Source organism: Streptomyces caatingaensis (genome assembly GCF_001187435.1).
GTDB lineage: Bacteria > Actinomycetota > Actinomycetes > Streptomycetales > Streptomycetaceae > Streptomyces > Streptomyces caatingaensis.
On sequence record NZ_LFXA01000013.1, the window covers coordinates 184,395 to 209,967 of the forward strand.

General features: G+C 75.0%; 19 protein-coding genes. 13 read left to right on the top strand and 6 right to left on the bottom strand.

Features of this window, described 5'->3' with window-relative positions:
* Positions 1 to 9: 9 nt before the first annotated feature.
* The gene (locus AC230_RS20155; protein WP_049717696.1) at positions 10 to 2,469 is read right to left on the bottom strand and encodes a SpoIIE family protein phosphatase; all 2,460 of its coding nucleotides are present in this window, start codon (positions 2,467 to 2,469) and stop codon (positions 10 to 12) included.
* A 534-nt stretch (positions 2,470 to 3,003) separates the two neighbouring features.
* Between AC230_RS20155 and AC230_RS20160 the strand changes: the two genes are divergently transcribed.
* From AC230_RS20160 to AC230_RS20175, 4 genes are read left to right on the top strand one after another with little or no spacing between them, the layout of a single operon-like run.
* Positions 3,004 to 4,458 carry a radical SAM/SPASM domain-containing protein gene (locus AC230_RS20160; RefSeq protein WP_049717697.1) on the top strand — a complete coding sequence of 485 codons (1,455 nt, stop codon included), beginning with the start codon at positions 3,004 to 3,006 and terminating at the stop codon, positions 4,456 to 4,458.
* Position 4,459: 1 nt separating this feature from the next.
* Positions 4,460 to 5,737 (top strand): MFS transporter, encoded by a 1,278-nt coding sequence (locus tag AC230_RS20165; protein ID WP_049717698.1) that lies wholly within the window; start codon positions 4,460 to 4,462, stop codon positions 5,735 to 5,737.
* Positions 5,738 to 5,778: 41 nt separating this feature from the next.
* Positions 5,779 to 6,525, top strand: coding sequence for an SDR family NAD(P)-dependent oxidoreductase (locus AC230_RS20170; RefSeq protein WP_049717699.1), 747 nt, complete (start codon positions 5,779 to 5,781; stop codon positions 6,523 to 6,525).
* Complete coding sequence (locus AC230_RS20175; RefSeq protein WP_049717700.1) at positions 6,522 to 7,406, top strand: hypothetical protein; 885 nt, start codon at positions 6,522 to 6,524, stop codon at positions 7,404 to 7,406. Before AC230_RS20170 ends, AC230_RS20175 begins: the two co-directional genes overlap by 4 nt.
* Here the strand turns inward: AC230_RS20175 and AC230_RS20180 are convergent.
* A complete protein-coding gene (locus AC230_RS20180) occupies positions 7,393 to 8,994 on the bottom strand; it encodes an ABC-F family ATP-binding cassette domain-containing protein (protein WP_078871422.1) in 1,602 nt (533 codons plus the stop codon). The genes AC230_RS20175 and AC230_RS20180 overlap by 14 nt on opposite strands.
* A 262-nt stretch (positions 8,995 to 9,256) precedes the next feature.
* Between AC230_RS20180 and AC230_RS20185 the strand changes: the two genes are divergently transcribed.
* The 4 genes from AC230_RS20185 to AC230_RS34360 all read left to right on the top strand — a co-directional run bounded on the left by AC230_RS20185 (position 9,257) and on the right by AC230_RS34360 (position 15,107).
* Positions 9,257 to 10,045, top strand: a complete 789-nt coding sequence (locus tag AC230_RS20185) for a bestrophin-like domain (RefSeq protein ID WP_049717701.1) — start codon at positions 9,257 to 9,259, stop codon at positions 10,043 to 10,045.
* An 84-nt stretch (positions 10,046 to 10,129) separates the two neighbouring features.
* The gene (gene pabB, locus AC230_RS20190) at positions 10,130 to 12,379 is read left to right on the top strand and encodes an aminodeoxychorismate synthase component I (RefSeq protein WP_338399817.1); all 2,250 of its coding nucleotides are present in this window, start codon (positions 10,130 to 10,132) and stop codon (positions 12,377 to 12,379) included.
* Between the two features lie 6 nt (positions 12,380 to 12,385).
* Complete coding sequence (locus tag AC230_RS20195) at positions 12,386 to 13,123, top strand: class I SAM-dependent methyltransferase (RefSeq protein WP_241833298.1); 738 nt, start codon at positions 12,386 to 12,388, stop codon at positions 13,121 to 13,123.
* A gap of 19 nt (positions 13,124 to 13,142) precedes the next feature.
* Positions 13,143 to 15,107 (top strand): FAD/NAD(P)-binding protein, encoded by a 1,965-nt coding sequence (locus AC230_RS34360; protein WP_198535573.1) that lies wholly within the window; start codon positions 13,143 to 13,145, stop codon positions 15,105 to 15,107.
* A gap of 30 nt (positions 15,108 to 15,137) precedes the next feature.
* On the opposite strand, the gene AC230_RS20205 is transcribed toward AC230_RS34360, so the two are convergent.
* The gene (locus tag AC230_RS20205; RefSeq protein WP_049717702.1) at positions 15,138 to 17,567 is read right to left on the bottom strand and encodes a glycoside hydrolase family 65 protein; all 2,430 of its coding nucleotides are present in this window, start codon (positions 17,565 to 17,567) and stop codon (positions 15,138 to 15,140) included.
* 225 nt (positions 17,568 to 17,792) lie between these two features.
* On the opposite strand from AC230_RS20205, the gene AC230_RS20210 reads away from it, so the two are divergent.
* The 5 genes from AC230_RS20210 (at position 17,793) to AC230_RS20230 (ending at position 21,099) form a co-directional block, all read left to right on the top strand.
* A complete protein-coding gene (locus AC230_RS20210) occupies positions 17,793 to 18,248 on the top strand; it encodes a cyclic nucleotide-binding domain-containing protein (RefSeq protein WP_049717703.1) in 456 nt (151 codons plus the stop codon).
* Between the two features lie 73 nt (positions 18,249 to 18,321).
* Entirely contained in the window at positions 18,322 to 18,594 is a 273-nt protein-coding gene (locus AC230_RS20215) for an SHOCT domain-containing protein (protein WP_049717704.1), read from the top strand.
* A 222-nt stretch (positions 18,595 to 18,816) separates the two neighbouring features.
* Positions 18,817 to 19,482 carry a CBS domain-containing protein gene (locus AC230_RS20220; RefSeq protein WP_049717705.1) on the top strand — a complete coding sequence of 222 codons (666 nt, stop codon included), beginning with the start codon at positions 18,817 to 18,819 and terminating at the stop codon, positions 19,480 to 19,482.
* Between the two features lie 97 nt (positions 19,483 to 19,579).
* Complete coding sequence (locus tag AC230_RS20225; protein ID WP_049717706.1) at positions 19,580 to 20,245, top strand: helix-turn-helix domain-containing protein; 666 nt, start codon at positions 19,580 to 19,582, stop codon at positions 20,243 to 20,245.
* Between the two features lie 593 nt (positions 20,246 to 20,838).
* The gene (locus AC230_RS20230; protein ID WP_049717707.1) at positions 20,839 to 21,099 is read left to right on the top strand and encodes a DUF6796 family protein; all 261 of its coding nucleotides are present in this window, start codon (positions 20,839 to 20,841) and stop codon (positions 21,097 to 21,099) included.
* Positions 21,100 to 21,123: 24 nt separating this feature from the next.
* On the opposite strand, the gene AC230_RS20235 is transcribed toward AC230_RS20230, so the two are convergent.
* From AC230_RS20235 to AC230_RS20245, 3 genes are all read right to left on the bottom strand, one after another.
* Positions 21,124 to 22,479 carry a cytochrome P450 gene (locus tag AC230_RS20235; RefSeq protein WP_049717708.1) on the bottom strand — a complete coding sequence of 452 codons (1,356 nt, stop codon included), beginning with the start codon at positions 22,477 to 22,479 and terminating at the stop codon, positions 21,124 to 21,126.
* A gap of 241 nt (positions 22,480 to 22,720) precedes the next feature.
* The gene (locus AC230_RS20240) at positions 22,721 to 23,713 is read right to left on the bottom strand and encodes a zinc-dependent alcohol dehydrogenase (RefSeq protein ID WP_049717709.1); all 993 of its coding nucleotides are present in this window, start codon (positions 23,711 to 23,713) and stop codon (positions 22,721 to 22,723) included.
* Between the two features lie 62 nt (positions 23,714 to 23,775).
* On the bottom strand, positions 23,776 to 25,371 hold the full coding sequence (locus tag AC230_RS20245) for an AMP-binding protein (RefSeq protein ID WP_049717710.1): 1,596 nt from the start codon (positions 25,369 to 25,371) through the stop codon (positions 23,776 to 23,778).
* Positions 25,372 to 25,573: the final 202 nt, after the last annotated feature.

Below are 25,573 nucleotides of genomic sequence, written 5' to 3' on the forward strand. Positions count from 1 at the left end.
GTGGTCCCCCTAGGCCGGCCGTGGGGCCGGGCCGCTGTCCGGTGGCAGTGGCTGTTCCGTCCAGACGGTCTTGCCCTCGCGTTCGTAGCGGGTGCCCCAGCGTTCGGTGAGCTGGGCGACGAGGAAGAGGCCGCGGCCGCCCTCGTCGGTGCTGCGGGCGCGGCGCAGGTGGGGGGAGGTGTTGCTGGTGTCGGAGACCTCGCAGATGAGGCTCTGGCCGCGGATGAGGCGCAGGGTGACGGGGCCGTGGGCGTAGCGGTAGGCGTTGGTGACGAGTTCGCTGACGACGAGTTCGGTGGCGAAGGCGAGTTCGTCGAGGTCCCAGTCGGCGAGTTGTCCGGCGACGAGGGTGCGGGCGCTGGAGGCGGCGCGGGGGTCGGGCGGCAGGGTCCAGGCGGCGACGTGCCGGGGGCCGAGGACGCGGGTGCGGGCGAGCAGGAGGGCGACGTCGTCCAGGGGGCGGGCGGGCAGGAGGGCGTCGACCACGGACCGGGCGAGGTCGGGCAGGGGCCGTTCGCGGTCGCGGAGTTGGCCGGTGAGCCGGTCGAGGGCGGTGTCGATGTCGATGGCGGCGGCCTGGATGAGTCCGTTGGTGAACAGGGCGAGGAGGGTTCCCTCGGGGAGTTCGAGTTCGGCGGCCTCGAAGGGCAGCCCGCCCAGGCCCAGGGGCGGTCCGGCGGGCAGGTCGGGGAAGGTGACCTGTCCGTCGGGGGTGACCAGGACGGGCGGGGGGTGGCCGGCGCGGGCCAGTGAGCAGCGGCGGGAGACGGGGTCGTAGACGGCGTAGAGGCAACTGGCGCCGGTGACCTGGTCGTTGGGGAAGTCGTGGCTGGCGGCCTCCTGTTCGGCGGCGAGCCGGTGGACGAGGTCGTCGAGGTGGGAGAGGAGTTCCTCGGGGTCGAGGTCGAGTTCGGCGAGGGTGTGGACGGCGGTGCGCAGCCGGCCCATGGTGGCGGCGGCGTCGATGCCGTGGCCGATGACGTCGCCGACGACGAAGGCGACGCGGGCGCCGGAGAGGGGGATGATGTCGAACCAGTCGCCGCCGACGCCTTCGGCGGCTCCGGCGGGGATGTACTGGCGGGCGACCTCGGCGGCGGGCAGGTCGGGCAGCTCGCCGGGGAGCAGGCGCCATTGGAGGGAGAGGGCGGCCTGGTGCTGGCGGGTGTAGCGGCGGGCGTTGTCGATGCAGACGGCGGCGCGGGCGGCGAACTCGCCGGCGAGGGTGAGGTCGTCGGCCTCGAAGGCCTCGGGGCGGGAGGCGCGCCAGAGGACGGCGAGGCCGAGGACGAGGCCGCGGGCGGCGAGCGGGACGAGCATGAGGGAGTGGACGGCGGGGTCGGGGGTCTTGCCGGCGCGTTCCTGGGCGACGGCGGCCAGGCCGGTGGGGCCGGCGCCGTGCGGGACGAGGAAGGGGCGCATCTCGGTGAGGCAGCGGGCCTGGGGGCTGTCCGGGGGGAAGTCGATGCGGTGGCCGACGGGGTGGAGCATGGTCTCGGCGCCGGGGACGGCGCAGCGCAGGGCGCAGCGGCGGACGGGGCCGAAGGCGTCCTGGGAGGGTTCCTCGCCGCGGCTGACGGGTTCGAGGAGGTCGACGGAGGCGCAGTCGGCGAGTTCGGGGACGAGGACGTCGGCGAGTTCGCGGGCGGTGGTGGCGACGTCGAGGGTGGTGCCGATGCGGGTGCCGGCCTCGTTGAGGAGGGCGAGGCGCAGGCGGGCGCGGTGGCGTTCGGTGACGTCCTCGACGAGCTGGGTGACGCCGAGGACGCGGCCGGCGGAGTCGTTGAGGCGGAAGGCGGAGACGGAGACGTAGCGTTCGTGGGCGGGGTCGGAGCGCAGCCGGCAGGACTGTTCGGTGAAGATCATGGGCCGGCCGGTCTCGAGGACCTGGCGGAGGCGGCTTTCCACGGTCTCGGTGTCGGCGGCGACGACGAAGTCGCCGGTGCGGTGGCCGACGGCCTGGTCGGGGCGGATGCCGGCGATGCCGGCGACGGCGCGGTTGACGCGCAGGACGCTGAGGTCGGGGGCGTGGACGGCCAGTCCGATGGGTGAGCGGCGGAAGAGTCCGTCGAGGACGGCGCGGTCGGTCTCCCACTGGACGACCTGGGCGGCGGCGGCGCCGACGAGGAACCATTCGGGGGGCGCGTCCGTCCGGGTGACGCGGCGGGCGCGGATGCCGACGTGGACGCGCCGGCCGTCGCGGTGGAGCAGGGGGAGGATGCCGAACCAGCCGTGGCCGCGGAGGCAGTCGGCGGTGGCGCGGGCGATGTCGTCGTGGTCGCGGGGGTCGATGAGGACGCAGCGGGCGGGCCGGCCGAGGACGTCCTCGGGGCGGTGGCCCAGCAGCTCTTGGGTGCGGGCGCCCCAGCCGGTGACGACGCCGCGGTGGTCGACGACGGCCAGGGCGGCGCGGGCGGCCGAGAACGGGTCCTCCGGGCTCTCGTCAAAGAGCGTCATCGGTCCGTCCGCCATCGCCGGCCTCCTTCCGCGGCCACCCCTTCCACAGTGCCGGGTGTGCGGCCCGGCCGCCCTTCGGGGCGGGCAAACCGCCGGGTACGTATCTTTCGCCGCCGGTCAAGTGCGGCCATCCGGACTCCGTTGCCGTCTCAACATGTTCTCTCACATGGCGAGATACGGTTCACGCCATACCTGGTCATGACGGCAGAACCTGACAGACCGGACACGTGTGTCATGCGGCAATCCCCATGAAAAGCCGCATTCGGAATGTCGCAAAGGAGCGTCGTACGACAGCCGGCCGGATCCGTAGTGTCCCTTTCCGCACCCCGCCGAAGCGCCGTTCCGACGCGCTGACGGGGGCGCCCGTCGGAGAGGGGAGGTGTTGACGATGCAGGAGACCGTGGAGCTCCCCGAGGAGGAGGAGACCGTGGCCGCCAGCTGGACGGCCACCTGATCCGGTGCCACCGGACCGGCGCGGCGGGGAGCGGTGCGGCCGCTCCCCGCCCCGCTCACCGGCCCGTCGACCCCCTGCCGATCCAGGAGAATGACATGCCGAGTTTGTCGCTGACCCCCGCCACCCGGGTGACCGCCACGGACGGGCTGCGGTTCATCGAGCGGGACGGGCGGACCCTCGTGGTCTCGCCGGGCACGGCCGGCTGGACCGTGACGGACGACGAGGCGCTCGTCGGTCTGCTCGGCCGGCTGGACGGCGGATCCGGGACGACGATGGGCGAGGCCGAGACCGCGGTGCCGCGCGAGGCGGTGCTGGAGCTGTTCCGCCGGGGTTTGGTGGCGCTCGACGGCGTCGCCTACGCCACCTCCAGCGCGCGCCCCGGCGAGCTGAAGGTCCTCACGCCGAGGACGGCCCACAACTCCTATCCGGTGCTCGCCGTCTTCCACGTCCACAACTGGTGCAATCTGGCGTGCACTTACTGCTACACCATCGACGAGGAGGCGCCGCCCGAGAAGATCGGGCGGGAGCTGATGTGCAAGGCCGTGGACGAGATGGTGGCCATGCCCACCGCCTTCACCAGCTTCGAGTTCCACGGCGGCGAGCCGACCATGGCCATGCCGGACATCGAGGCGGTCACCGCCTACGCGCGGCGCGTCTACGGCGCGGCGGGCAAGAAGGCCGTCTTCTCGATCCAGACCAACGGCTACAACCTCAGCCCCCGGGTGCGCGACTTCCTCGCCGACAACCGCTTCTCCGTGCGCGTCTCCCTCGACGGCACCCCGGACATGCACGACGAGTTCCGCGTCGACCGCGGCGGCAAGGGCACCTACCGGGGCGTCGTCAAGGGCATCCGGCGCCTGCAGGAGCGCGGGGTGCCGGTGCACGCCGTGTGCGTCGTCCACCTCGGCAACGTGGACCGCGTCACCGAGATGTACGACTCGATGGCGGAGCTCGGCGTGGAGAGCATCCGCTTCCTGCCCGTCTTCAAGACCGGCAAGGCCGACGACGGGGACTGGCTGACCGGCGACCGCTATTTCGAGGCGTACTTCGGCGTCGTCCGCCACGTGGCGGCCCGCGGCCGGGCCGGGGAGAAGGTCGTGCCGCTCGCCAACCTCGTGGCGGGCGAGCTGGGTTCGCTGCGCTCCTTCCGCCGCGAGTACATGTGCATGCGCAACCCGTGCGGCGCCGGTGTCAATATGATCACCGTGGACGTCAACGGCGACCTCTACCCCTGCGAGGAGATGATCGGCAAGCCGGAGTTCGTCATCGGCAACCTCGCCCGGACCACCATCCGCAACGCCGTCGACACCAGCGAGGTGGTGCGCACGCTCCGGGAGCGGCACGTGGAGGAGATCCCCGAGTGCGCCGTGTGCACCTGGAAGCAGCTGTGCCACGGCGGCTGCGTCCACAAGAGCTACACCCACTTCAAGCGGCTGGACCGGGAGTCCGAGCACTGCTCCTACTACAAGCGGATCTACGAGGAACTGATTTGGCTGGAACAGTCCGAACCCGGCAGCTGGGACGCCCTGACCGCCGCACCGGGGCAGTGACGTGCGCGCACCCGTAGCGGCCCCGGCGGGCCGCACCCGGGCCTGGCCCCGCGGCTACAGACGGCTGCTCGGCGCCCGGGTGCTGCTGCGCGGCTACTTCTTCGTCCCCTTCATCGTCCTGTACGCGCAGGACATCGGGGTGTCGCTGGGCACCCTGCTGGCCGTCGAGGCGTTCTTCTCCCTGCTGGTCGTCCTCGCCGATCTGCCCGCCGGGCAGTTCGCGGACCGCATCGGACCGCGCCGGGCGCTGGTGGTGGGAGCGTCCCTGGAGGCGGCCGGGGCGCTGCTGCTGGGCCTGTGGGCGCACCCGGGGGTCTTCTGGGCCGCCCAGCCGCTGTTCGCCGGGGCGATGGCGCTGACCCAGGGGGCCGACGCGGGCCTGGCGGGGGCGCTGCTGCGGCGGGAGGCGCGCGCGGACCCGGCGCGGGAGGCCGCGTTCGAGGCGGCCTTCGAGCGGGGCGAGCGGATCCTGCAGTCGACGAGCCTGGGCTGGAACGCGGCGGTGTTCGTGGCCGGCAGCGCGCTGTCGCTCATCGGCTTCCCGGCGACGTTCCTGGCCACCGGGATCACCCAACTCGCCGCGGTGGCCCTGCTGTTCACCGTGCCGGACTGCCGTACGGCGGGCGGCGCGGGCGGCGGGGCGGACGAGCGGCTGGGCATGGCCGCCTGGGCCCGCCGGCTGTACGGGGCCCTGCGCGCCTCCCCCGCCCTGCGGCTGGACCTGGCGGCGATGGTCCTCACGGGCACGGCGTTCGCGGCGCTGCTCTACCTCGTCCCGGCGTTCCTGGTCGGCGCGGGCGTCGACGCCCACCTCACCGGCGCGGCGAGCGCCGGCATCTCCCTGGTGGCGGCCGGTCTCGGCTACCTGCTGCCGGGCGGCTGGACCCTGCGCGTCCCGGTGCTGCTGGCCGCCGCCGGGGCGCTGGCGTTCACGGTGCCGGTGGCGGCGGTGGCGCTCGCCGGCGGCGTCCTCGTCCAGGCCGGTCAGGCCCGGCTGCTGCCGCGCTACCGGGCCCGGGTGATGCGGGACCTGGGCCGGTACGGGGAGGCCGCGGCCATGAGCCTGGTCACGACGACCACCAGCCTGGGCTTCGCGGTGCTCGCCCCCTTCCTGGGCCTGCTCGTCGACCGGCTCCACCGCACGGGCCTGGCGCTGACGTGCACGGCGCTGCTGCTGGCGGCGGGCGCCACGATGTCCGTCCAGCTGCGCCGGCCGGCGGCTGCGCAGCCGGCCGGCCACCTCGGTACGGCGAGGACCCGGCGCGAGGACGCAGTGTGAAAGGGACGATGCAGGGTGAAGCAGTGTGACAAGGAGGCGGTGTGAAGCGGATCGAGTCGCTCTGTTCACTGGACGGCAAACACGTCCTGGTCACCGGGGCCTCCGGGGCCATCGGCAGGGAAGCCGTCCACACCTTCGCGGAGGCGGGCGCCAAGGTGCTCGCCGTGGACCGCAACCAGGGGCCGCTGGACGGCCTGCGGGCGGCGGGCGTGCTCGCCGGCCACCTGGTGGGGGACCTGGCGGACCCGGCGTTCTGCGACGCGGTCGCCGACCAGTGGCCCGTGGTGGACGTCCTCGTCAACAACGTCGGCTCCGGCGTCTCGATCACCCTGGCCGACACCTCCGACGAGCAGCTCGACGGCATGCTGGACGCCAACCTGCGGCCCGCCGTGCGGCTGTGCCGGCGCCTGGCCCCGGGCATGGGCGAGCGCGGCCACGGAAAGATCATCAACGTTTCGTCGGTCCTGGCGATGCACCCCGTGCCGACGGTCGCGGCCTACGCCGCCGCCAAGGCCGCCCTGATCGGCTTCACCCGCAGCATCGCCCTGGAGTACGCCCCGCGCCACGTCCAGGCCAACGTCCTGGCCCCCGGCTACCTCGAAGGCCCCAAGAACGCCGGCTACTTCGCCTCCCCGGCGGGCCGGTCCTTCGTCGACCGCTTCATGCCCAACGGCAGCGTCGGCCGCGGCGACTCCCTCAACGGCCCGCTGCTCTTCCTCGCCTCGGCGATGTCGGACCACGTCACGGGACACGTGCTCGTGGCCGACGGGGGGTACAGCATCTGGTGAACTCCCCCACCCAGAAGGCGTGGTACGCGTGGCCGGCGCACGACGCGGTCACCGCGACGCGCGTCGGCGGGACGGAGGGGCCCGCCGTCGCCCTGGGCCTGCTGCCCCACGCCAACGAGCCCCTCGGCAACGTCGTCCTGTCGCGGACCGGCGACTACGCCGGCGACCCGGAGGGGCTGTGGCTGGTCGGCCCGGTCGAACCCCCGCCCGCCGCCGGCCGCTTCCCCCTGCCCTGCGACCTCCTCGCCTTCCTCGCCGGCGGACACCTGCCGCCCCTCCCCGACCAGGCCGAGTTCTCCCACACCGCGGCGGAGCCGGCGACCTTGGGGCAGCGGCGCGCGCACGCCTTCCGCCGCGCCGTCGGCGCGACCGGGGCCGAGGCGCTGCTCCTCCTCCACAACGACGCGTTCTCCCCCTTCCCCTACCTCTACGCCCACCGCCCCTGGCCCGCCCTGGAGGACGCCCTGCTGCGCTCCCCCGACCACCCGGCGGGCACGGTGCCGCCGGCCGCCTGGACGGACCGCCTGGGGCCGCGCACCTACGCCTACTTCCCTGCCGCCCGCCTGGGCGTGCGCGGCCAGGAGAGCGCCGGGTGCTTCCTGCCGGACGCCCTCGGCATCCCCGTCCTCACCCTCGAACTGCCCATGTTCCGCTGGGAGTCCGTCCCCGACGCCGTGCGCCGCGACCTGCGCGAGGCGATGGGCCGCTGGATCGCGGACGGCGCCGGCGACCGCACCGGCCTGCTGGAGCGCGCCCGCCGGCTCCCGGCCCCGGTGCCGATGATCCCCGCCGAGGTGACCGCCCGCACGCTCCGCACGGCCGTCGCCGCCGTGCGCGGGGAGCTGCGCGCGGCGGCGACGGCCCGGCTCAGGCGAGGGTGACCAGCTCCCGGTACTCCTCGCTCCACAGGTCCTCGTCCGCGTCCGGGAGCAGCAGGACGCGGTCGGGGCGCAGCGCGTCGACGGCCCCCTCGTCGTGGGTGACCATGACGATCGCGCCCGGGTAGGTGCCCACGGCGGCGAGGACGCCGTCGCGGGAGGCGGGGTCGAGGTTGTTGGTGGGCTCGTCGAGCAGCAGGACGTTGGCGCCGGAGTGGACGAGGCAGGCCAGGGCGAGGCGGGTCTTCTCGCCGCCGGACAGGACGCGGGCGGGCTTGTCGGCGTCGTCCCCGCCGAAGAGGAACGCGCCGAGGACGTGCCGCACTTCGCCGTCGGTCAGGTGCGGTGCCACGGCGGCCAGGTTCGCGCGGACGGTCCGGTCGCCGTCGAGGGTGTCGTGCTCCTGCGCGAAGTAGCCGACGCGCAGCCCCGGTCCGCGCACCACGCGCCCGGCGTCGGGGCGTTCGCGGCCGGCGAGCAGGCGCAATAGGGTGGTCTTCCCCGCGCCGTTGAGGCCGAGGACGACGAGGCGGCTGCCGCGGTCGACGGCGAGGTCGACGCCGTCGAGCACGGGCCGGCCGGCGTAGGACTTGGCGAGGGAGACGGCGCCGAGGGGGATGCGGCCGCAGGGGGCGGGTTCGGGGAGCCGGATGCGGGCGGTCTTTTCGGCGCGCCGGGCGGGTTCGAGGCCGGCGAGCATCCGGTCGGCGCGGCGGGCCATGCTGCGCGCGGTGACGGCCGTGGCGGAGCGGGCGCGCATGCGGTCGGCCTGCGCGTGCAGGGCGGCGGCCTTGCGTTGGGCGTTGGCGCGTTCGCGGGCGCGGCGGCGTTCGTCGGCCGCGCGCCGCTCCAGGTACGCGGTCCAGCCGGTGTTGTGGACGTCGAGCGCGGCGCGCTGCGGGTCGAGGTGGAAGACGCGGTTGACGGTGGCGGCGAGCAGGCCGGTGTCGTGGCTGATGAGGACGAGGCCGCCGCGGTGGTCGGCGAGGAAGCCGCGCAGCCAGGCGACGGAGTCGGCGTCGAGGTGGTTGGTCGGCTCGTCGAGCAGCAGGGTGGGGTGGCCGGCGAACAGGACGCGGGCGAGTTCGACGCGGCGGCGCTGGCCGCCGGAGAGCGTGCCGACGGGCCGGTCCATGACGTGCGCGGGCAGGCCGAGGCCCGCGGCGACGCGGGCCGCCTCGGCCTCGGCGGCCCAGCCGCCGCCCGCCTGGAACTCGGCCTCGGCGCGGGCGTAGGCGTTCATGGCCCGCTCCCGGCCGGCCTCCGCGGTGGCCTCCGCCATGGCGTCGGCGGTGCGGCGCAGGGCGCGGACGGCCCCGTCGAGGCCGCGGGCGGACAGGATCCGCTCGGTGACGGTGGCGGCGGGGTCGGCGGCGGCCGGGTCCTGGGGCAGGTAACCGACGCCGCCGGTGCGGGTGATGGTGCCGGCGGCCGGCCTGGCCCGTCCGGCCAGGGCGGTCAGCAGGGTGGTCTTGCCGGCGCCGTTGCGGCCGACGAGGCCGACCCGGTCGCCGGGGGCGACGTGGAAGGAGACCTGGGAGAGCAGGAGGCGGGGGCCGACGCGCAGGTCGACACCACGGGCGGTGATCATGGGATGACGCTCCGGAAGGGCTGAGGAACACACGGGTGGCGTGGAGGCGGGTTCCTCGGCTAGGAGATGCGGGGCGTCGGCATGGGAGGCATGCTAACGCGGAGCCCGGCCCTCCGCATCCGGTTTTTTCCGGGCCTCCGGACGACGTCCCGGTGAAGCGGCTGCGAAGGCCCTGTGCTCCCCGGGCCGTCCGCCCGCCCGGCACCCCCGCACCACGGGATGATCCGGAAAGGACCGACCGGACGGCTCGCGGAAGGGCGTCGTGGAACTCTGGCTGCTCAACACCTTCAGCACCCCTGCCCTGGCCACCGTCTTCATCGGCGGCATCGTGCTCTTCGCCGTGGCCGGCGGCCTGCTGGTGCGGCGCCGGATGCCGCACACCGTCGCGGGGCGGCACAACGAGACCGTCGGCGTCGTCCTCGGCATCTACGGCGCGATCTACGGCATCATCCTGGCCTTCGTCATCGTGGCCGAGTGGGAGGCCCTGGGCACCGCCCGCAACAACGTCGCCACCGAGGCCACGCAGACCGCCGAAGTCCTGCGGGACGCCGCGGTCTTCCCGCCCGCGCAGCAGCGCGCCGTATCCTCCGCCATAGGGGCGTACGTGCACGCCATCGTCGACAAGCAGTGGCCGCGCATGCGCGAGGGGCATCCGGACCCGAACCTCACCAACCCCCAAGTCGTCGCCCTCTACCGGGCGTTCCAGACCTACGAGCCCACCACCGAGGCGCAGAAGGCCTATTACGCCCAGGCGGTCTCCAACCTGGGCGGCGTCGCCGCCGCGCGCCGCAGCCGGCTCGCGACCTCCCAGGAGCAGCTCCCGGTCCTGCTCACCGTCCTGGTCCTGGGCGGCGCGCTCGTGATCATCCCGCTGACCTGGGTGTACGGGATCCGCAGCATCCGCGTGCAGATCGTCTTCGTCGGCGCGGTCGCGGCCCTGATCGGCGTGAGCGTCCTCCTCGTCCTCACCCTGGACCGCCCGTTCTCCGGCGACCTCACCATCCCGCCCACCCCGTTCAAGGAGGGCATCCTCGCGCAGTTCTGGCGCTGAGCCCGGGGGTCGGGGCCCGCAACCCGGCCGTGGCGAACGGCCGATGTCGTGCGTCCATCCGTGTGGCCGGGGAGCCGGGTGCTTTTGCGGCCGGGACGAGGGGACACCCAGCACAGGGTCCCCCGTCCGGCGCGAACCTCGGAGCCCGCCATCAAAGTCCTCCTCGTCGACAACCACGACTCGTACACGTACAACCTCTTCCAGCTCATAGCCGCGGAATACGGCACGGAACCCGACGTCCTGACCAACGACGACCCGGCGTGGGAGGGCGTCGACCTCCGCTCCTACGACGCGGCCGTCATCTCCCCCGGCCCCGGACGCCCCGGCAGACCGCGGGACTTCGGGCGCTCGCGGGACGTCCTGGCCGACGGCCGCCTCCCGGTGCTCGGCGTGTGCCTGGGCCACCAGGGCCTCGGGGCGGAGGCGGGCGCCCGGGTGGTGCAGTCCCCGCGCCCGCGGCACGGGCACCTGACGACCGTCACGCACACCGGTGACGCGCTGTTCGCGGGCGTGCCACGGGAGTTCACGGCGGTGCGCTACCACTCGCTGTGCCTGGCCGAGCCCGTGCCGGACGTCCTGCGGGTGACCGCGCGGGCCGAGGACGGGGTCGTCATGGCGGTGGCCCACCGCGAACGCCCGTGGTGGGGTGTGCAGTTCCATCCCGAGTCGGTGGCCTCGGAGCACGGTGCCCGGCTGATGGCCAACTTCCGTTCCCTGGCGCGCGCCGCCCACCGCCGGGACGGCCGGCGGACGGCGGCCCGGCCCTCGGCCCCGCGCGCGGCCCCCCGCCGGACGGCCGCGCGACCGGCCCCCGGCGCGCCGCCGCTGGAGGTCAAGTACACCGTCCTGCCCGGCGAGACCGACACCCGCGCCGTCTTCACGGCCCTGTACCGCGACAGCGACCCGGTCTTCTGGCTGGACAGCGCGCATGTGGCGGAGGGGCTCTCCCGCTTCTCCTTCCTGGGTGACGCGTCCGGCCCGCTGGGCGAGCTGCTGACGTACCGCGCCGGCGAGGGGCGGGTGACCGTCCGGCACGGCAACGGGGTGACCACCACCTGCCCCGGCAGCGTCTTCGACGTCCTGGAGGAGCGGTTGCGGGTGCGGTCGGTGGCCCCGCCGCACGATCCGCCGTTCGACTTCGCCGGCGGGTACGTCGGCTACTTCGGGTACGAGCTGCGGGCCGACTGCGGCTCCCCGCACGGCCGCCGGGCCCCCGCCCCGGACGCCCAGTGGCTGTTCTGCGACCGCTTCGTCGCCGTCGACCACCGGGAGAAGCGGACCTGGCTGGTGGCGCTGTGCCGCCCGGAGGAGCCGGGCGAGCCGCAGGCCGCGGAGGACTGGCTGGCGGCGACCGCGCGGGCGGTGCGCGAACTGCCGCACACCCGGCGCCCGCCGGGCGCCGCGGCCGCGCGCCCGCCGGACACCCGGGCCGCCGCCCGCCGCGCCGAGGCCGCCCTGGCCCGCCCCGAGGCCGGCTACCTCGCCGACATCGCCGAGTGCCGACGGCAGTTGTACGCGGGCGAGAGCTACGAGCTGTGCCTGACCAACACGGTCACCCTGCCCGCGCCCGACGACCCGCTCGCCTGCTACACCCGGCTGCGCGCCCTCAACCCGGCCCCGTACGGCGCCCTGTTGCGCTTCGGCGGGACGTGGGTGCTCAGCGCCTCCCCGGAGCGTTTCCTGCGCGTGGACCGCGACCGGACGGCGGAGAGCAAGCCGATCAAGGGCACCGCCCGGCGCGGCGACGACCCGGCGGAGGACGAGGCGCTGTGTCGCTCGCTGCGCGAGGACCCCAAGACCCGTGCCGAGAACCTGATGATCGCCGATCTGCTCCGCAACGACCTCGGCCGGGTCTGCGAGGTGGGCACCGTCGAGGTGCCCGAGTTCCTCGCGACGGAGAGCTACGCCACCGTCCACCAGCTGGTGTCGACGGTCCGGGGCCGGCTGCGCCCGGACGTGGGGGCGGTGGGCGCCGTGCGGGCGTGCTTCCCCGGCGGGTCGATGACGGGCGCGCCGAAACTGCGGTCGCTGGACATCCTCGACGGGCTCGAAAAGCGGCCGCGCGGCATATACTCGGGCGCGCTCGGCTATCTGTCCGCCTCGGGCCCGGCGGACCTGAGCATCGTCATCCGCACCGCCGTCCTGCACGACGGCGTCCTGACCGCGGGGACCGGCGGGGCGATCCTGCTGGACTCCGATCCGGCCGCCGAGTACGCCGAGATCCTGCTCAAGGCCGCCGCCACCGTCCAGGCGCTGCCGGACGAGGGCGCGCCCCGCACGGGGCACGCCCCGGCGGCGGTCCGCCGCACCACCCGTCCCGTCCGCACGAGGTGAGGGCAGATGACCGAGAAGGCGCAGTACGACGTGATCGGGCAACGGTACGCGCGGATGAAGGAGAACGCGGCCTTCTGCGTGGCCGATTCCCACACGCTCCTCGACGCGCTGCGGGCCTGCGGGGACCTGCGCGGGAAGCCCGCGCTGGACGTGGCGTGCGGGCACGGCGACATCGCGCGGCTGCTGGCCGGGCGCGGCGCCTCCCCGGTGATCGGCGTGGACGTGTCCGCGGAGATGGTGCGGCTGGCGCGGGCCCTGGAGCACCGGGAGCCGCGGGGGATCCGGTACCTGGTGGCGGACGCGGCCGAACTGCCGGTGCTGGGCCGCTTCGCGGTGGCGACGGCGAGCTATCTGTTCAACTACGCGCCCACGCGGGCGGTCAAGCGCGCGATGTTCGCGGCGATCCGGGCCAATCTGGCGCCGGACGGGACGCTGCTGGCGATCGTGCCCAACACCGGCCCCTTCCTGGAGGAGGCGCACGGCGCCGCCGGCGCGCGGCTGGTGGAGCGGGTGCCGGGCGGGGAGGCACCGCTGATGCGCATGGAGTTCCTGTCCGACCCGCCGGTGCCGTTCGCGTACTACGAGTGGCAGCGCGCCGACTACGAACAGGCCGCGCGCGAGGCCGGGTTCGGGAACGTCCGGTGGCAGTCGACGCGTACGCCCCCGCCGGACGAACGCTGGAACGCGGCGTTCTGGGAGGACTACCAGCGGGCGCCCCGCAGCTCCCTGCTGATCTGCCGCTGACGACGGGGGGAGGGTGGCGGTGGTGGACGAGGGACGGGCCAGAACGGTCGCCGTGATCGGCGCGGGCCCGCGCGGGCTGTCGGTGGTCGAGCGCCTGACGGCGAACGCGGGCGCGGCGGGCCGGCCCGTCGTCGTCCACGTCGTCGACCCCTACCTCGGCGCCGGCGGGCGGGTGTGGCGCAGCACGCAGCCGCGGGAGCTGCTGATGAACACGGTGGCGGCGCAGGTGACGATGTTCACCGACCGGAGCGTCAGCTGCGCGGGGCCGATCCGGCCGGGGCCGAGCCTGTACGACTGGGCCAAGGACGTGGTGCCGGCCGAGCCGGCGGGCGCGGTGCCGGGCTGGGTGCGGGCGGAGGCCGCGCGGCTGGGCCCGGGGTCGTACCCCTCGCGGGCCTTCTGCGGCCGCTATCTGACGTGGGTGCTCGACCTGTTGACGCGTACGGCGCCGGACGGGGTGACCGTCCGGACGCACCGGCACCGGGCGGTGCGGCTGACGGAGGCGGAGGGCGCGGCGCAGGTCGTCACGCTGGAGACGGGGGCGCGGCTGCTGGTGGACTGCGTGGTCCTGGCGCAGGGGCACCTGGACATGCCGGCGGCCACGTGCCCGGAGGAGGCGGAACTGCTGGGGCACGCGCGGCGGTACGGCCTCGGCTACCTCCCGCCGGCCAGCCCGGCGGAGGCGGACCTGGGGGCGGTGGCGGCGGGCGAACGGGTCGCCCTGCGCGGCCTGGGCCTCAACTTCTTCGACTATCTCGCCCTGTTGACGGTGGGCCGCGGCGGCTCCTTCCACCGGACGGCGGGCGGCCGGCTGCGCTACCTGCCGTCCGGCTGGGAGCCCCGGCTGTTCGCCGGGTCGCGGCGCGGAGTGCCGTACCACGCGCGCGGCGAGAACCAGAAGGGCGCCTTCGGCCGGCACCGGCCGGTGGTGCTGACCCAGGAGCGGATCGCCGCGCTGCGGCGCCGGCGGCGGAACGGGGAGCAGATTCGTTTCCTGCGCGACGTGTGGCCGTTGATCGACCGGGAGGTGACGGCCGTGTACTTCGCGGCCCTGCTGGCCCGGCGGTCGCGCCGCGGCGAGCGGGAGGCGTTCCTGAGGGAGTACCTGCGGCAGCCGTTCGGCACGCCGGTGGACGAACGGCTGCTGGAGCGCTTCGGGATCGTGCGGGACGACGCGTGGGACTGGGAGCGGATCTGCCGGCCGTACGGCGACCGGGAGTTCACGGGCCCCGCGGCCTACCGGGAATGGCTGCTGGGCTACCTCCGCGACGACCTCGCCGAGGCCCGCCTCGGCAACGTGGACGGTCCGCTGAAGGCGGCCCTGGACGTCCTGCGGGACCTGCGCAACGAGGTGCGGCTCGCGGTGGACCACGCGGGGATCACCGGCGAGTCGTACCGCGACGAGCTGCGCACCTGGTTCACCCCGCTCAACGCGTACCTGTCGATCGGCCCGCCGCCGCGCCGCATCGAGGAGTTGATCGCGCTGATCGAGGCGGGCGTGGTGGAGATGGTGGGGCCGGGGATGCGGGTGGCCCCGGTGCCCGGCGGTTTCGCGGTCGCCTCGGCGGCCGTGCCGGGCTCGGAGCGGCGCGTGACGACGCTGGTGGAGGCGCGGCTCCCAGAGGTGGATGTACGCAGCACGACCGATCCCCTGGTGCGCGACCTGCGGGCCCGGGGCGCCTGCCGCCCCTACCTGATCCCTTCCGGGTGGGACGGCCATGTGGAGACGGGCGGGCTGATGGTGACGCCGCGCCCGTACCGCCTGGTGGACGCGGCGGGCCGCCCGCATCCGTACCGGTTCGCCTTCGGTGTGCCGACGGAGACGGTGCACTGGGCGACGGCCGCCGGGATACGGCCGGGCGTCGACTCGGTCATTCTGGGCGACGCGGACGCGATCGCCCGGGAGTGCCTGTCGGTGCGGCTGGGGGGACGGGTGCGGCCGGAGGATCCGGATCCGGACGGGGAGCGGGCGGCGGTGCCGTGACGAGCGTGCGCCGTCCGTGGCCGCGCCGGGTCAGCGGCCGCCGCGGGCGGGCGTGAACGTGCGGGTCTCGCCGGGCCGGACGGTGAGGGGGCGTCCGCGGAGCACGATGCGCAGGGCCGATCCGGCCGACTCCGGGACGCTGACGGTGAGGCGGTCGCCGCTGAGGCGCACGCCGATCCCCCAGTGCCCCCGGTAGCGGAGGGTGAAGCCGAACCCGGAGAGCCCGGGAACCGCCACCGGGTCGGTCCACAGGGCGTCCTCGCGGGTCTCCAGTCCGGTGAGACCGCGCTGTACCAGGTCGAGGGTGCCGGCCATCGCGCCGAGGTGGATGCCCTCGGCGGTGGTGCCGCCCTGGACGTCCGCCACGTCCTCCTCCAGCGCCTCGCGGCAGTACCGCCAGGCGTCGGCCCGCCGGGCCCGGGCCAGCACCCAGCCGTGCACCAGGCTGCTGAGGGTGGAGCCGTGGCTGGTGCGCCGCAGGTAGTGGTCGACCGTGCGGCGCCAGGTGCCGTCGGTCAGCTCGTAGCCCAACTGCCGGAAGAGATCGGCCAGTTCGGCGGGCGAGAAGAGGTAGCCGAGCATGAGCACGTCCGCCTGTTTCGACGCCTGGTAGCGGTTGACCGTGTCGTCCTCGGCCTCCAGGATCCGGTCGAGCCGGCGGATGTCGCCGTAGCGTGCGCGGTAGGCGTCCCAGTCGAGCTCGGCCAGGTCCCCGTACCCCTCGAACTGGCCGATGACGCCCCGGTGGAACGGCACGTGGAGGCGGTGGGCGACCTCCTCCCACCGCGCGAGCTCCTCCGCGTCCAGGACGCCGCGCTCGGCCAGCTCCCGGCGCCGCCGCCCCGGCAGTCTCCCCACCAGCTCCAGTGCCCGGCCCAGGACCCAGGCGGCGGTGACGTTGGTGTACGCGTTGTCGTCGATGCCGGGGGCGGCGGACTCCGGGTAGGCGTCGTGGTACTCGTCGGGGCCGACGACCCCGCGGATGCGGTAGCGGCCGCTCGCGGGATCGTGGACGGCGCTGTGGGACCAGAACCGGGCGATCGGCAGCAGCATCTCGGCGCCCTTGGTGTGCAGGTACTCCTCGTCGCCCGTCGCCTGGCAGTACTGCCACACGTTGTAGGCGACGGCGGAGCCGACGTGGTGCTGGAGCCGCGAGCGGTCCGGGAGCCAGCGGCCGGAACGGGGGTTGAGGTGCAGCGTCTGCGTCTCGTCGCGGCCGTCGCTGCCGCTCTGCCAGGGGTAGCGCGCCCCGGCCCGGCCTTCCTGACGGGCCGTCAGGAGTGCTCTCGGCAGGCGGCGGTGACGGTAGTCGATCAGCGCCCGGGACACCTCGGGGAAGTGCAGGTTCAGGTACGGCAGGACGAACAGCTCGTCCCAGAAGACGTGGCCCCGGTAGGCCTCGCCGTGCAGTCCGCGCGCGGGCACCCCCGCGTCCAGGTCCGTGGTGTGCGGGGAGAGCGTCTGCAGCACGTGGAAGACGTGCAGGCGCAGGACCCGGCCCGCCTCCCCCGGGAACCGCACGTCCGCGCGCCGCCACAGCTGCTCCCAGGCGACGGTGTGCGTCCGCAGGAGCTCCGCGAAGTCCGGTGCGGCGCCGACGCGTTCGACGGCCGCGGTGAAGGGGTCGCTGACGGCGCGGTCGTGGGAGGTGTGCAGGGCGACGGTCTTGTCCACGGTGACGGGCCGGCCGTCGGCGACGGCGAGCCGGAGCCGGTGGACCGCGCACCGGGCGCGGGCCTCGCGTCGCGCGTCCACGGGTCCGCCGCTGGTGACGGTGGTGCGCTGGGCGAGGGCGACGGCGATGTCGGAGGTGCGGGTGCGGCAGCGCAGCCAGACCGTGTCCGGCCCGGCGGTCCCGGTGCGGAAGCCGGTCAGGTGGCGGCCGTCGAGGTCCCGGTAGCGCGGCACGTTGGCGTTCTCGACGGCGCCGTCGAGGGCGCACTCGACCTCGATCCGGCCGCTCCAGCCCTCGGGGGTGAGGACGGTGCGCAGCGCCGCGGTGTACGGGTCGCCCATGTGGACCAGCCGGTGCTGTGCGACGGCCAGGACGCGGCCGTCGGCGCCCTGGTGGCGGAAGGTCCGGATCAGCGTCCCGTGCCGCAGCCGCAGCGTCAGCCGGTGGTCGAGGAACCCGCCGTCGTCCATGACGGCCCAGGGCCCCGGCGGGCCGTCGTCGGGGAGCGGGCGGAAGCGCAGCGGCAGCCAGTTCGGGAGGTTGACCATGTCCTCGTTCTCGACCTCGCGGCCGGCGACGGACGACACGAGGCGGTCGTAGCAGCCGGCCGCGTAGGTGCCCGGGTAGTGCCCGGCCCCCGCGGGGCTCTCGGGGGCGGCGCCCCGGGTGGCGAAGCGTCCGTTGCCGAGCGTGCACAGCGCTTCGCGCAGCCCCTCGGTGGCGGGGTCGTAGCCGGTGTACTCCCAGGTCCACCCGGGTGCCTCCGGTGGGTTCCGCTCCGGCACGGCCGTCGTCGCCTCCCTCCACCATCCGGGGATCTCCGTCCGTCCAGGAGACCCCGTCCGTTCAGGAGACCTCCGTCGCGGGGGAACGGCCACCGCGGGGGCGGGGCGGCCCGCTCGGGGTGCGGGCCGGCGAGGGTGCGGTCACGCTGGGGGCATGGCGTGTGCCACCGCCCCGCGGGATCCGCAGGAGAGCACGGACGCGCTCCCGGCCGGGGAGCCGCCGTGATGGCCCGGGCGGGCGTCTTCGGGGCCCTGCCCGAGGGCCGGCGCGAGACGCTGCTGGCCGCCGCGCGCGAGGTGTCGTTCCCGGTCGGCACCCGCATCTTCGAGGAGGGCGGGCACGCCGACCGCTTCTGGGTCCTGCACACCGGCACCGTCGCCCTCGACCTGCACGTCCCCGGCCGCCGCCCGGCCGTCATCGAGACGGTGGGCTCCGGCGAACTCCTCGGCTGGTCCTGGCTGTTCGCGCCCCGGCAGTGGCACCTGGGCGCCGAGGCCACCGGCCCCGTGCGCGCCTGGGAGTTCGACGCCGACGAGGTCCGCGCGCTGTGCGCCCGCGACCCGGAGCTCGACCACGCGCTGCTCGTCTACGTCGCGGAGACCATCGGCCGGCGCCTGCGCGCCGCCCGCACCCGGCTCCTGGACCTCTACGGCCCGGCCGGGAGCGGCGAACCGCGGTGAGGGCGGGCCGCCCCCGGCCGCGCCGTGCGGCAGGCTGGGAGGAGGGGACCGTCCGGCCGGGAGATGACCGACGATGACGTTCTGGTACGGGGACCACGGCGGCGGCTGGGGCTGGGTCGCCATGTCGATCGGCATGGTCCTCTTCTGGGCCGTGGTGGTCGCGGCCCTGGTCCTGCTGGCCCGCTCCCTGGGGCGGCCGCACCAGCACACCCGCTGGGGCCCTCCGCCCACGGCGCCCGCCGAACAGGTCCTCGCCGAGCGCTTCGCCCGCGGCGAGATCGACGAGGAGGAGTACCGGCGGCGCCTGGAGGTGCTGCGCTCCACCGGGGCTCCGCCGCCGCGGTGAGTACCGCGGCGCGGGCGCCGGGGTGGCCGACCGGCTTCGTTCCGGCGGTGCCGCCCGTCCTGCGACGCTGGAATCGTGGGCACCGAAAGCCCCCGGAGAAGGAGCGGGGCCATGCCGCGGCGGCCCCGAGCGGTCGGCGGGCTCATGACGCGGAACGTGGTCCGGGTGCGCGGCCCCTTCCCCGCTTCCTGGTCCGTCGGATCGCGACCCGAGGAGTCAGCGATGAACGACAACCGGCGCACCGTCAGCGACGTCATGACCCAGACGGTCGTGGCGATCAGCCGCAACGCGCCCTACAAGGAGATCGTCAGGACGCTCGCCGAGTGGAGGGTCAGCGCGATGCCGGTGCTCGAGGGCGAGGGCCGGGTCATCGGCGTCGTCTCCGAGGCCGACCTGCTGCCGAAGGAGGAGTTCATGGACCGCGACCCGTCCCGGCCGGAGCTGTCGCCGCGGCTCGACGAGCTGGCGAAGGCCGACGCGGGCACGGCCGAGGAGCTCATGAGCACGCCCGCGGTCACCGTCCACGCCGACGCGTCCCTCGCGGAGGCGGCCCGGGTGATGGCGCGCAGGGGCGTCAAGCGCCTCCCGGTCGTGGACGCGCACGGCATGCTGACCGGCATCGTCAGCCGCGGCGACCTGCTCAAGGTGTACCTGCGGGAGGACGAGGACATCGCCCGCGAGATCCGCGACGACGTGCTCGCCCACCTGTTCCGCGACCGGCGGCCCCCGGTGGAGGCCCGGGTGCGGGAGGGCGTGGTCACGCTCTCCGGGTCGCCGGCCGATCCGTCGCTGGCGGCGGTCCTGGCGCGGCTCGTCCGGGCCGTGGACGGGGTGGTGAACGTGGAGCTCCGGCTCGCGGAGGCGCCGGACGTGGCTCCGCAGCCCTGACCCGTGCCGAACGGCCGCCCAGCGGTGGCACGACACCGGTCCGTCTGATCCTCTGAACGAGGGGACCGGCGGCGGGCGACAGTGCGGAGGAGCGGCCGTGCGAGACGAAGACGGAACGGTGCAGTCCGACGGCGACACGCTGGGCACCCGCGCCACCCTGCGCCGTCGGCAGCTGGGCATGTCGCGCGAGGAACTGGCGCAGCGGGCCGGCATGTCGGTCGCCTATCTGCGTCAACTGGAGACGTTCCGGGGCGACTTCGACCCGGGCGCCGTCATGCGGCTGGCCGCCGCCCTGGAGATGCCCTACGCGGAGCTGGTGTCGGGCCGTCCGGACGCCGCGCCCGGCCAGGCGCCACCGGCGGCCCGCCCGGTGCTGATGCGGCTGTCGGAGCAGGAGTGCTGGGAGCGGCTGGGTACGCACGGGATCGGCCGCCTGGGGCTGTCCGGCGGGGCCGGTCCCGTCGTCCTGCCGGTCAACTTCCTGGTCGACGCCCGCACGGTCGTCTACCGGACGGAGGCCGACGGACCGGCGGCGGTGGCCGCCGGGGAGCGGCTGGCCTTCGAGGCGGACCACCTCGACGAGCACCTGAGCAACGGCTGGAGTGTGCTCGTCCAGGGCACCGCTGACCGCGTCACCGACCCGCACGTGGTGCGCACGCTCGCCGAGCGGCCGGGGGCGCGGCCGTGGGCGGGCGGCGAGCGCGACCTGTGGATCCGGGTCGTGCCCGCGGAGGTGAGCGGCCGCGTCCTGCGGGCGATGTGACGCGCCCCCGGCGGCCCGCCCCTGCGATCGACAATTTAGGCTCGGCTAACCTAAGTTGATCCTGGTCGACCCGGAGGGGGAACTCCTCGATGACGTCGTCGGCACGGCCGGAGGCCTTACCCACGGCCCCGCCCGCCCCGCCCCGCCCTCTCCCCCTCGGCACCCCCTGGCCACGGCTGGCCGGACTGGCGGGCGTGCCGGCCTCGGTCGCCTGGCTGGCGGGGGACGTCCTGCTGCTCGGCGAGCCCATGGGCACAGCCGACCGGTACCCGCTGCCGGCGGCGTACGAGGGCACGGCCCGCGACTCGCTGGCGGCCATGCTGCCCGCCTCGACGGCGCGCCTCGCCGTCGGAGCCCTCCTGGGCGTTCCTGACCGGCCCCCTGTACCTGGCGGCCTGCCGGCACGTGTGGTGCGGGCTGCGGACCGCGCCGCGCCGGCTGTCGCTGCCGCCCGTCGCCCTGCTCACGGCCGGCTTCGCGCTGGCGCCCTTCGCGCACGGCTCGTTCTCCTACTGGGGCCGGGCCGCCCGGGCCGTGCACGACTCCGGCGCCCGCGCGCAGGTGCTCACCGCCTGCCGGGCGACATCGCCGCGGTGCTCGTCGTCCCGTACGCGGTCCTGCTGGCCTGCTGGGCGGCCGGTTCCGTCGGGATGGCCGTGTGCGTGCTGCGGGGGCCGACGGCCTTCCCGAGGTGGATGTGCGCGGCCACGCCCCTCGTCCTCGTCCCCGTCGGCGCGCTGATCACCAAGGCGCTGCCCGGAGCGGCCGGGACCGCGCTCCGGGGCGCGGCCCTGAGCGTCGGCAACCTGCTCTTCTTCTCCCTCACCACCGCCGCGCTGTGGCGCCGCCGCTGACCCCGGCGGCCGGGCCGGCCTCCCCTACCGGCACGCCACTCGGGCCGTCCGGCGGCGCAGCCGGATCCGCGCCCCGTGGGCGGGGACGAGCATGACGGTCATGAGCCGCGCCGACTCCAGCGGCCCGGCCGGTTCGGGAACGGCGGTCGCGAGGGTCTCCCGCAGGACGGTCTCGACCTCCAGGTGCGCCAGCGACACCCCGATGCAGCGGCGCACGCCGCCGCCGAACGGCGTCAGCGCGTAGGGCACGGGGTCGGCGCCCAGGTGCCGTTCGGGCCGGAAGGCGTGCGGCTGGGGCCACAGTTCGGGGTCGAGGTGGGTGAGGGGGAACATCGCGGCGACGAAGGCGTGCCCGGGCACGGGGTGCCCGCCGAGTTCCGTGTCGTGCGCGGCGGTGCGCAGGGAGCCGTAGACGGCGGGGCGCAGCCGGCCGGATTCCTTGAGGACCGCCTTGAGGAGCCGGTCCGATCCGGCGTCGAGGTCGGCGATGAGGTCGTCGCGGGCGGCGGGGTGGTGGGCGAGCAGGTGCAGGGCCCAGGCGACGGTGGTGGCGGTGGTCTCGTGGCCGGCCAGGACGAGGCCGAGCAGTTCGTCCTGGAGCTGCTGGTCGCTGAGCCCGGCGCCGTGCTCGTCGCGGACGTCGAGCAGCATGGACAGCACGTCGTCGCGGCCGGCGCGGTCGGTGACGGCCCGGCGCGCGGCGATCTCCTGGCGGACCAGCTTCCGTACGGCCGCGCGGCGCCGGAGGAAGCGGCCGCCGGGCGAGAGGGGGCCGAAGTCGCGGCGCAGCGGCCGGGGCAGGAAGAGCACGGGGAAGTTGCCCATGCCGATGAACGCGTCCACCGCGTCGCGGAAGGCCGCGATGCGGGCGGGGTCCGTGAGGCCGAAGACGGCGCGCAGGATGACGTCGAGCGTCAGCCGCTGCGCCCAGGGCCGTACCGCCTTGGGGCCGGGGGCCAGCAGGTCGGGCAGTCCGGCGCGGACGAGTTCCCGCACCCGCCGGGTCCAGCGGGTGACCCGCTCGCCGTGGAAGGGGGGCAGCAGGAGCATGCGGTGGGGCAGGTGCCGGGGCGGGGGCGTGCAGATCAGCGACGCGGCGCCGACGACGGCGGCCAGGCCGGCGGCGGCGTCCCCGCCGGGGAACCGCTTGTGGTCGGTCATCACCGCCCGGCTCGTCGCCACGTCGGTCGCGCAGACGAGGGCGCCCCGGTAGGGGTACATGCGCAGCGAGTACACCGGGCCGAACCTCCGGCGCAGGGCCTGCCCGTACGCCAGCGGATCCAGGAGGTTGCGCGCGGTCTGCACGGCGCGCGGCGCGCGGAAGGCCGGCGGGAAGAGCCGGGGATCCCACGCGGGCTCCCGGGTGAACGGATCGCTCATGCCGGCGGTGCTCCTCCCGACGGTGGACACTGTCCGTACGGTCTCCACCCAGCTTGGACCGGAATGTCACGTTCAAGAGGAAGGACCACTCTTGTGAGTGCATGCCCGGCCTCCGTTCCGAAGCCCGCCGCGGAACCGTACGCCCCCGTGCACTCCGCACGTCCCCGGCGGGCCCCCGCGCGCCGTCGCCCGTCCGCGGCACCCGGAGCGCTCGCGGGACGGGCCGCGGGACCGGCCGCCGTCAGGCCCCCGGGCCCATCAGCCGCGCCCACGCCTCGATCTCGTCGGTGCCGATCCCGGCGAAGTCGGGGCAGAAGAAGCTCTTGAGGCGCTGGCTCTCGCTCTCGGCGGAGAAGACGTCCTCGAAGTCCTCCAGCGGGCGGACGCTGCCGAGCAGATCGGAGACGTGTCCCCGCTCCTGGCAGAGGAAGGCCAGGGAGGCGGCGAAGGTGCCGTAGGAGACGGATTCCAGGGTGACTTCCTTGCGCAGCGCCGTGGCGAGGTCGAGGGGGACGGGTTCGAGGGGGCGGCCGCGGACGATGACGCGGCCGCCGGGGCGGACGACGCGGATCATCTCGTCGAGGACCTCGGCGCGGGGCTCGCTGGCGACGACGAAGTCGTAGGTGTCGGGCGGGATGCGCCCGGCGCGGTCCTCGCCGGTGCCGGTGCCGCGGACGTCGAGGGAGGTGAACCCGTAGGAGCGCAGGACGCGTTCGGCGAGCCGGGCGGTGCGGTCGGCGCCGTGGACCAGGCCGCGGTCGGGGGGCTTGATGTCGGCCTTGAGGACGCCCAGCGAGGAGCAGACGGGTTCGGCGTAGGCGCCCTCGCGGAAGGTGAGCGTGCCGGGCATGCGGTGCACGACCCGGGCGGGGACGGTGACGAACTCGGCGAAGGCGCCGGGGCGCTGGAAGCCGAGGCACTCGTGGTAGGGGCAGCTCTCGGTGTCGCCCTCGGCGCAGCGCTCGCAGTTCATGCAGGGGATCAGCGGCATCACGGTCACCCGGTCCTCGACGGCGAACCCCCGTACGTCCGGGGCGAGTCCGGCGATGACGCCGGAGAACTCGTGGCCCAGGACGAGGGGGTCGGCGCAGGGGACGAGCCCGAGCGCGGCGTTGACGTCGCTGCGGCAGACGCCGGCCACCGCCACCCGGATGAGCACTTCCCCGGCGGCGGGCTCCGGCACGGGGACGTGCTCGACCTGGACGGAGGTGCCCTGTTTGAGGATGGCTCGCATCTCTGCCACGTCACAGTCTCCTGCAGTCTCCCGGGGGCGGTCTCCCGCGGACGGGGGCCGGTTCATGGGGTCCGGCGGGGGCCCTGGGCCGCGCTCTGCCGTTCGGCCAGGATCCGGGCCAGCTCGAACCGTTTGATCTTCATGGTGGCGGTCTTGGGCAGGTCGTCCTCGCGCCAGTGCACCGGCGGGGCCATGGGCGGGAGGGCGGCGGCCGCGGCGCGCCAGGCCGCCTCGTCCAACGGCCGGTCGTCGTGGGTGCACACCACCGGGACCGGCAGGCCGTCGGCGCCGCGGACGATGACGACCTCGGTCAGGTCGGCGATCCCGCCGAGCAGCCGGTCCTCGGCGTCCAGGGTGCTGCCGAAGTCGTCGATGACGTCGACCTCGCGGTCCAGCAGGTGGACGCAGCCCCACTTGGTGCGGTAGCCGACGTCGCCGGTGCGCCACCAGCCGTCGGCCGACAACTGCCGGTCGTGGCGCTCCTGTTCGCCGAGGTAGGTGACGAAGCGCCCTTTGCTGCGCACCTCGATGAAGCCGGGTGTGCGGGCGGAGGGCGGCCGGCCGTCGCGGCCGACGACGCGGACGGCGGTCGTGCCGACGAAGGGGAAGCCGACGCAGCGGCCGTCGGCGCGGTGGGAGCGGCGGCGGGTGAAGCCGCGGCAGACCACGGGGCCGGTCTCCGTCTGGCCGTACATCTGGCCGAAGAGCGGGGCGCGCCGGCCGGAGGCGCCGAGCATGCGGTGCACGGTGCGCGGGTGGAGGGCGTCGAAGGTGCTGCTGAAGAGCTTGACGTTGGCGAAGGGGCGGCGGGGGTCGTCGGCCAGCGGTTCCCAGGCCATGAAGGTGTTGGGGTGCGCCTCGATGATGCCCGGGCGCATGCGGACGAAGTGGTCCGCGGCCCGCTGGGGGTTCTCGTCGGCCAGGACGAGCATGGGCAGGCCGCGCAGCAGGGCGATGGCCAGCACGCTGATCATCCGGGAGTGGACGAAGGAGGCGTGGATGGCGATGGTCTCGCGCCGGGGCACGACGGGGGCGAGGGCGGAGAGCTGGAGGAGGTAGCGGATCTCCTGGGTGATCCCGGTGTGCACGGCGAGTTTGGGGACACCGGTGGTGCCGGAGGTGTGGGTGATGAGCGCCGGGCGGTGCGGCGCGGTGTGCACGGGGGCGATCCGCTCGGCGCCGGCCAGGGCTTCGAGGCCGGTGGCGCGGGGGTAGGAGCCGCGGACGACGAGGACGCGCTCGGTCTCGTCGAAGACCGGCTGGGGCAGCTCGCGGTCGAGCTTGTGCCGGTCGGTGACCAGGAACGGCCGGCCGGCGCGGCGCAGCAGCCGCAGGACGGTCGCGCCGTCGAGCCGGGCGGACAGCAGGACGGGGACGGCGCCGGCGCGGGCGGCGGCGAAGGCCAGGAGGGTGATGTCGAGGCCGTCGGCCTTGTGGACGGCGACGTGGTCGCCGGGCCGGACGCCCGCGGCCGCCAGCCGGGAGGCCAGGTCGGCCACGAGGTCGGCGACTTCGGCGACCGTGGTGCGGCGCCCCAGGTGCGGGGCGACGTCGAGGTCGTGGTCGAGGACGAGGACGTTGGCCGGGTGGCGGGCGGCGGCCCGTTCGGCCAGGGTCCCCAGTCGGATGCCGCTGCGCGCCATGCGGTGAAGCACCATGAACCCATCGCTCCCTTGCTCAGGACGTGTTGCACAGCGCCCGGGAAAGGGGGCCGTACGCGCTCTCCCCGAACGGACCCGCGGTTTTCCCCAACTCGGCCTGGGAACAGGCCTGTTGGTGCCGGTCCGGCGCTTCCGCCCCACGGGCGGGAAGCGAGCGGCTGACGTGTTCCCCCCGCCGGGGGCGATATGCGGTCCGGCG

Coding starts and splice junctions, on each gene's coding strand:
- AC230_RS20155 (WP_049717696.1), bottom strand. CDS start 2,469: ATGGCGGACGGACCGATGACGCTCTTTGACGAGAGCCCGGAGGACCCG.
- AC230_RS20160 (WP_049717697.1), top strand. CDS start 3,004: ATGCCGAGTTTGTCGCTGACCCCCGCCACCCGGGTGACCGCCACGGAC.
- AC230_RS20180 (WP_078871422.1), bottom strand. CDS start 8,994: ATGATCACCGCCCGTGGTGTCGACCTGCGCGTCGGCCCCCGCCTCCTG.
- AC230_RS20195 (WP_241833298.1), top strand. CDS start 12,386: ATGACCGAGAAGGCGCAGTACGACGTGATCGGGCAACGGTACGCGCGG.
- AC230_RS20210 (WP_049717703.1), top strand. CDS start 17,793: ATGGCCCGGGCGGGCGTCTTCGGGGCCCTGCCCGAGGGCCGGCGCGAG.
- AC230_RS20215 (WP_049717704.1), top strand. CDS start 18,322: ATGACGTTCTGGTACGGGGACCACGGCGGCGGCTGGGGCTGGGTCGCC.
- AC230_RS20220 (WP_049717705.1), top strand. CDS start 18,817: ATGAACGACAACCGGCGCACCGTCAGCGACGTCATGACCCAGACGGTC.
- AC230_RS20235 (WP_049717708.1), bottom strand. CDS start 22,479: ATGAGCGATCCGTTCACCCGGGAGCCCGCGTGGGATCCCCGGCTCTTC.
- AC230_RS20240 (WP_049717709.1), bottom strand. CDS start 23,713: ATGCGAGCCATCCTCAAACAGGGCACCTCCGTCCAGGTCGAGCACGTC.
- AC230_RS20245 (WP_049717710.1), bottom strand. CDS start 25,371: ATGGTGCTTCACCGCATGGCGCGCAGCGGCATCCGACTGGGGACCCTG.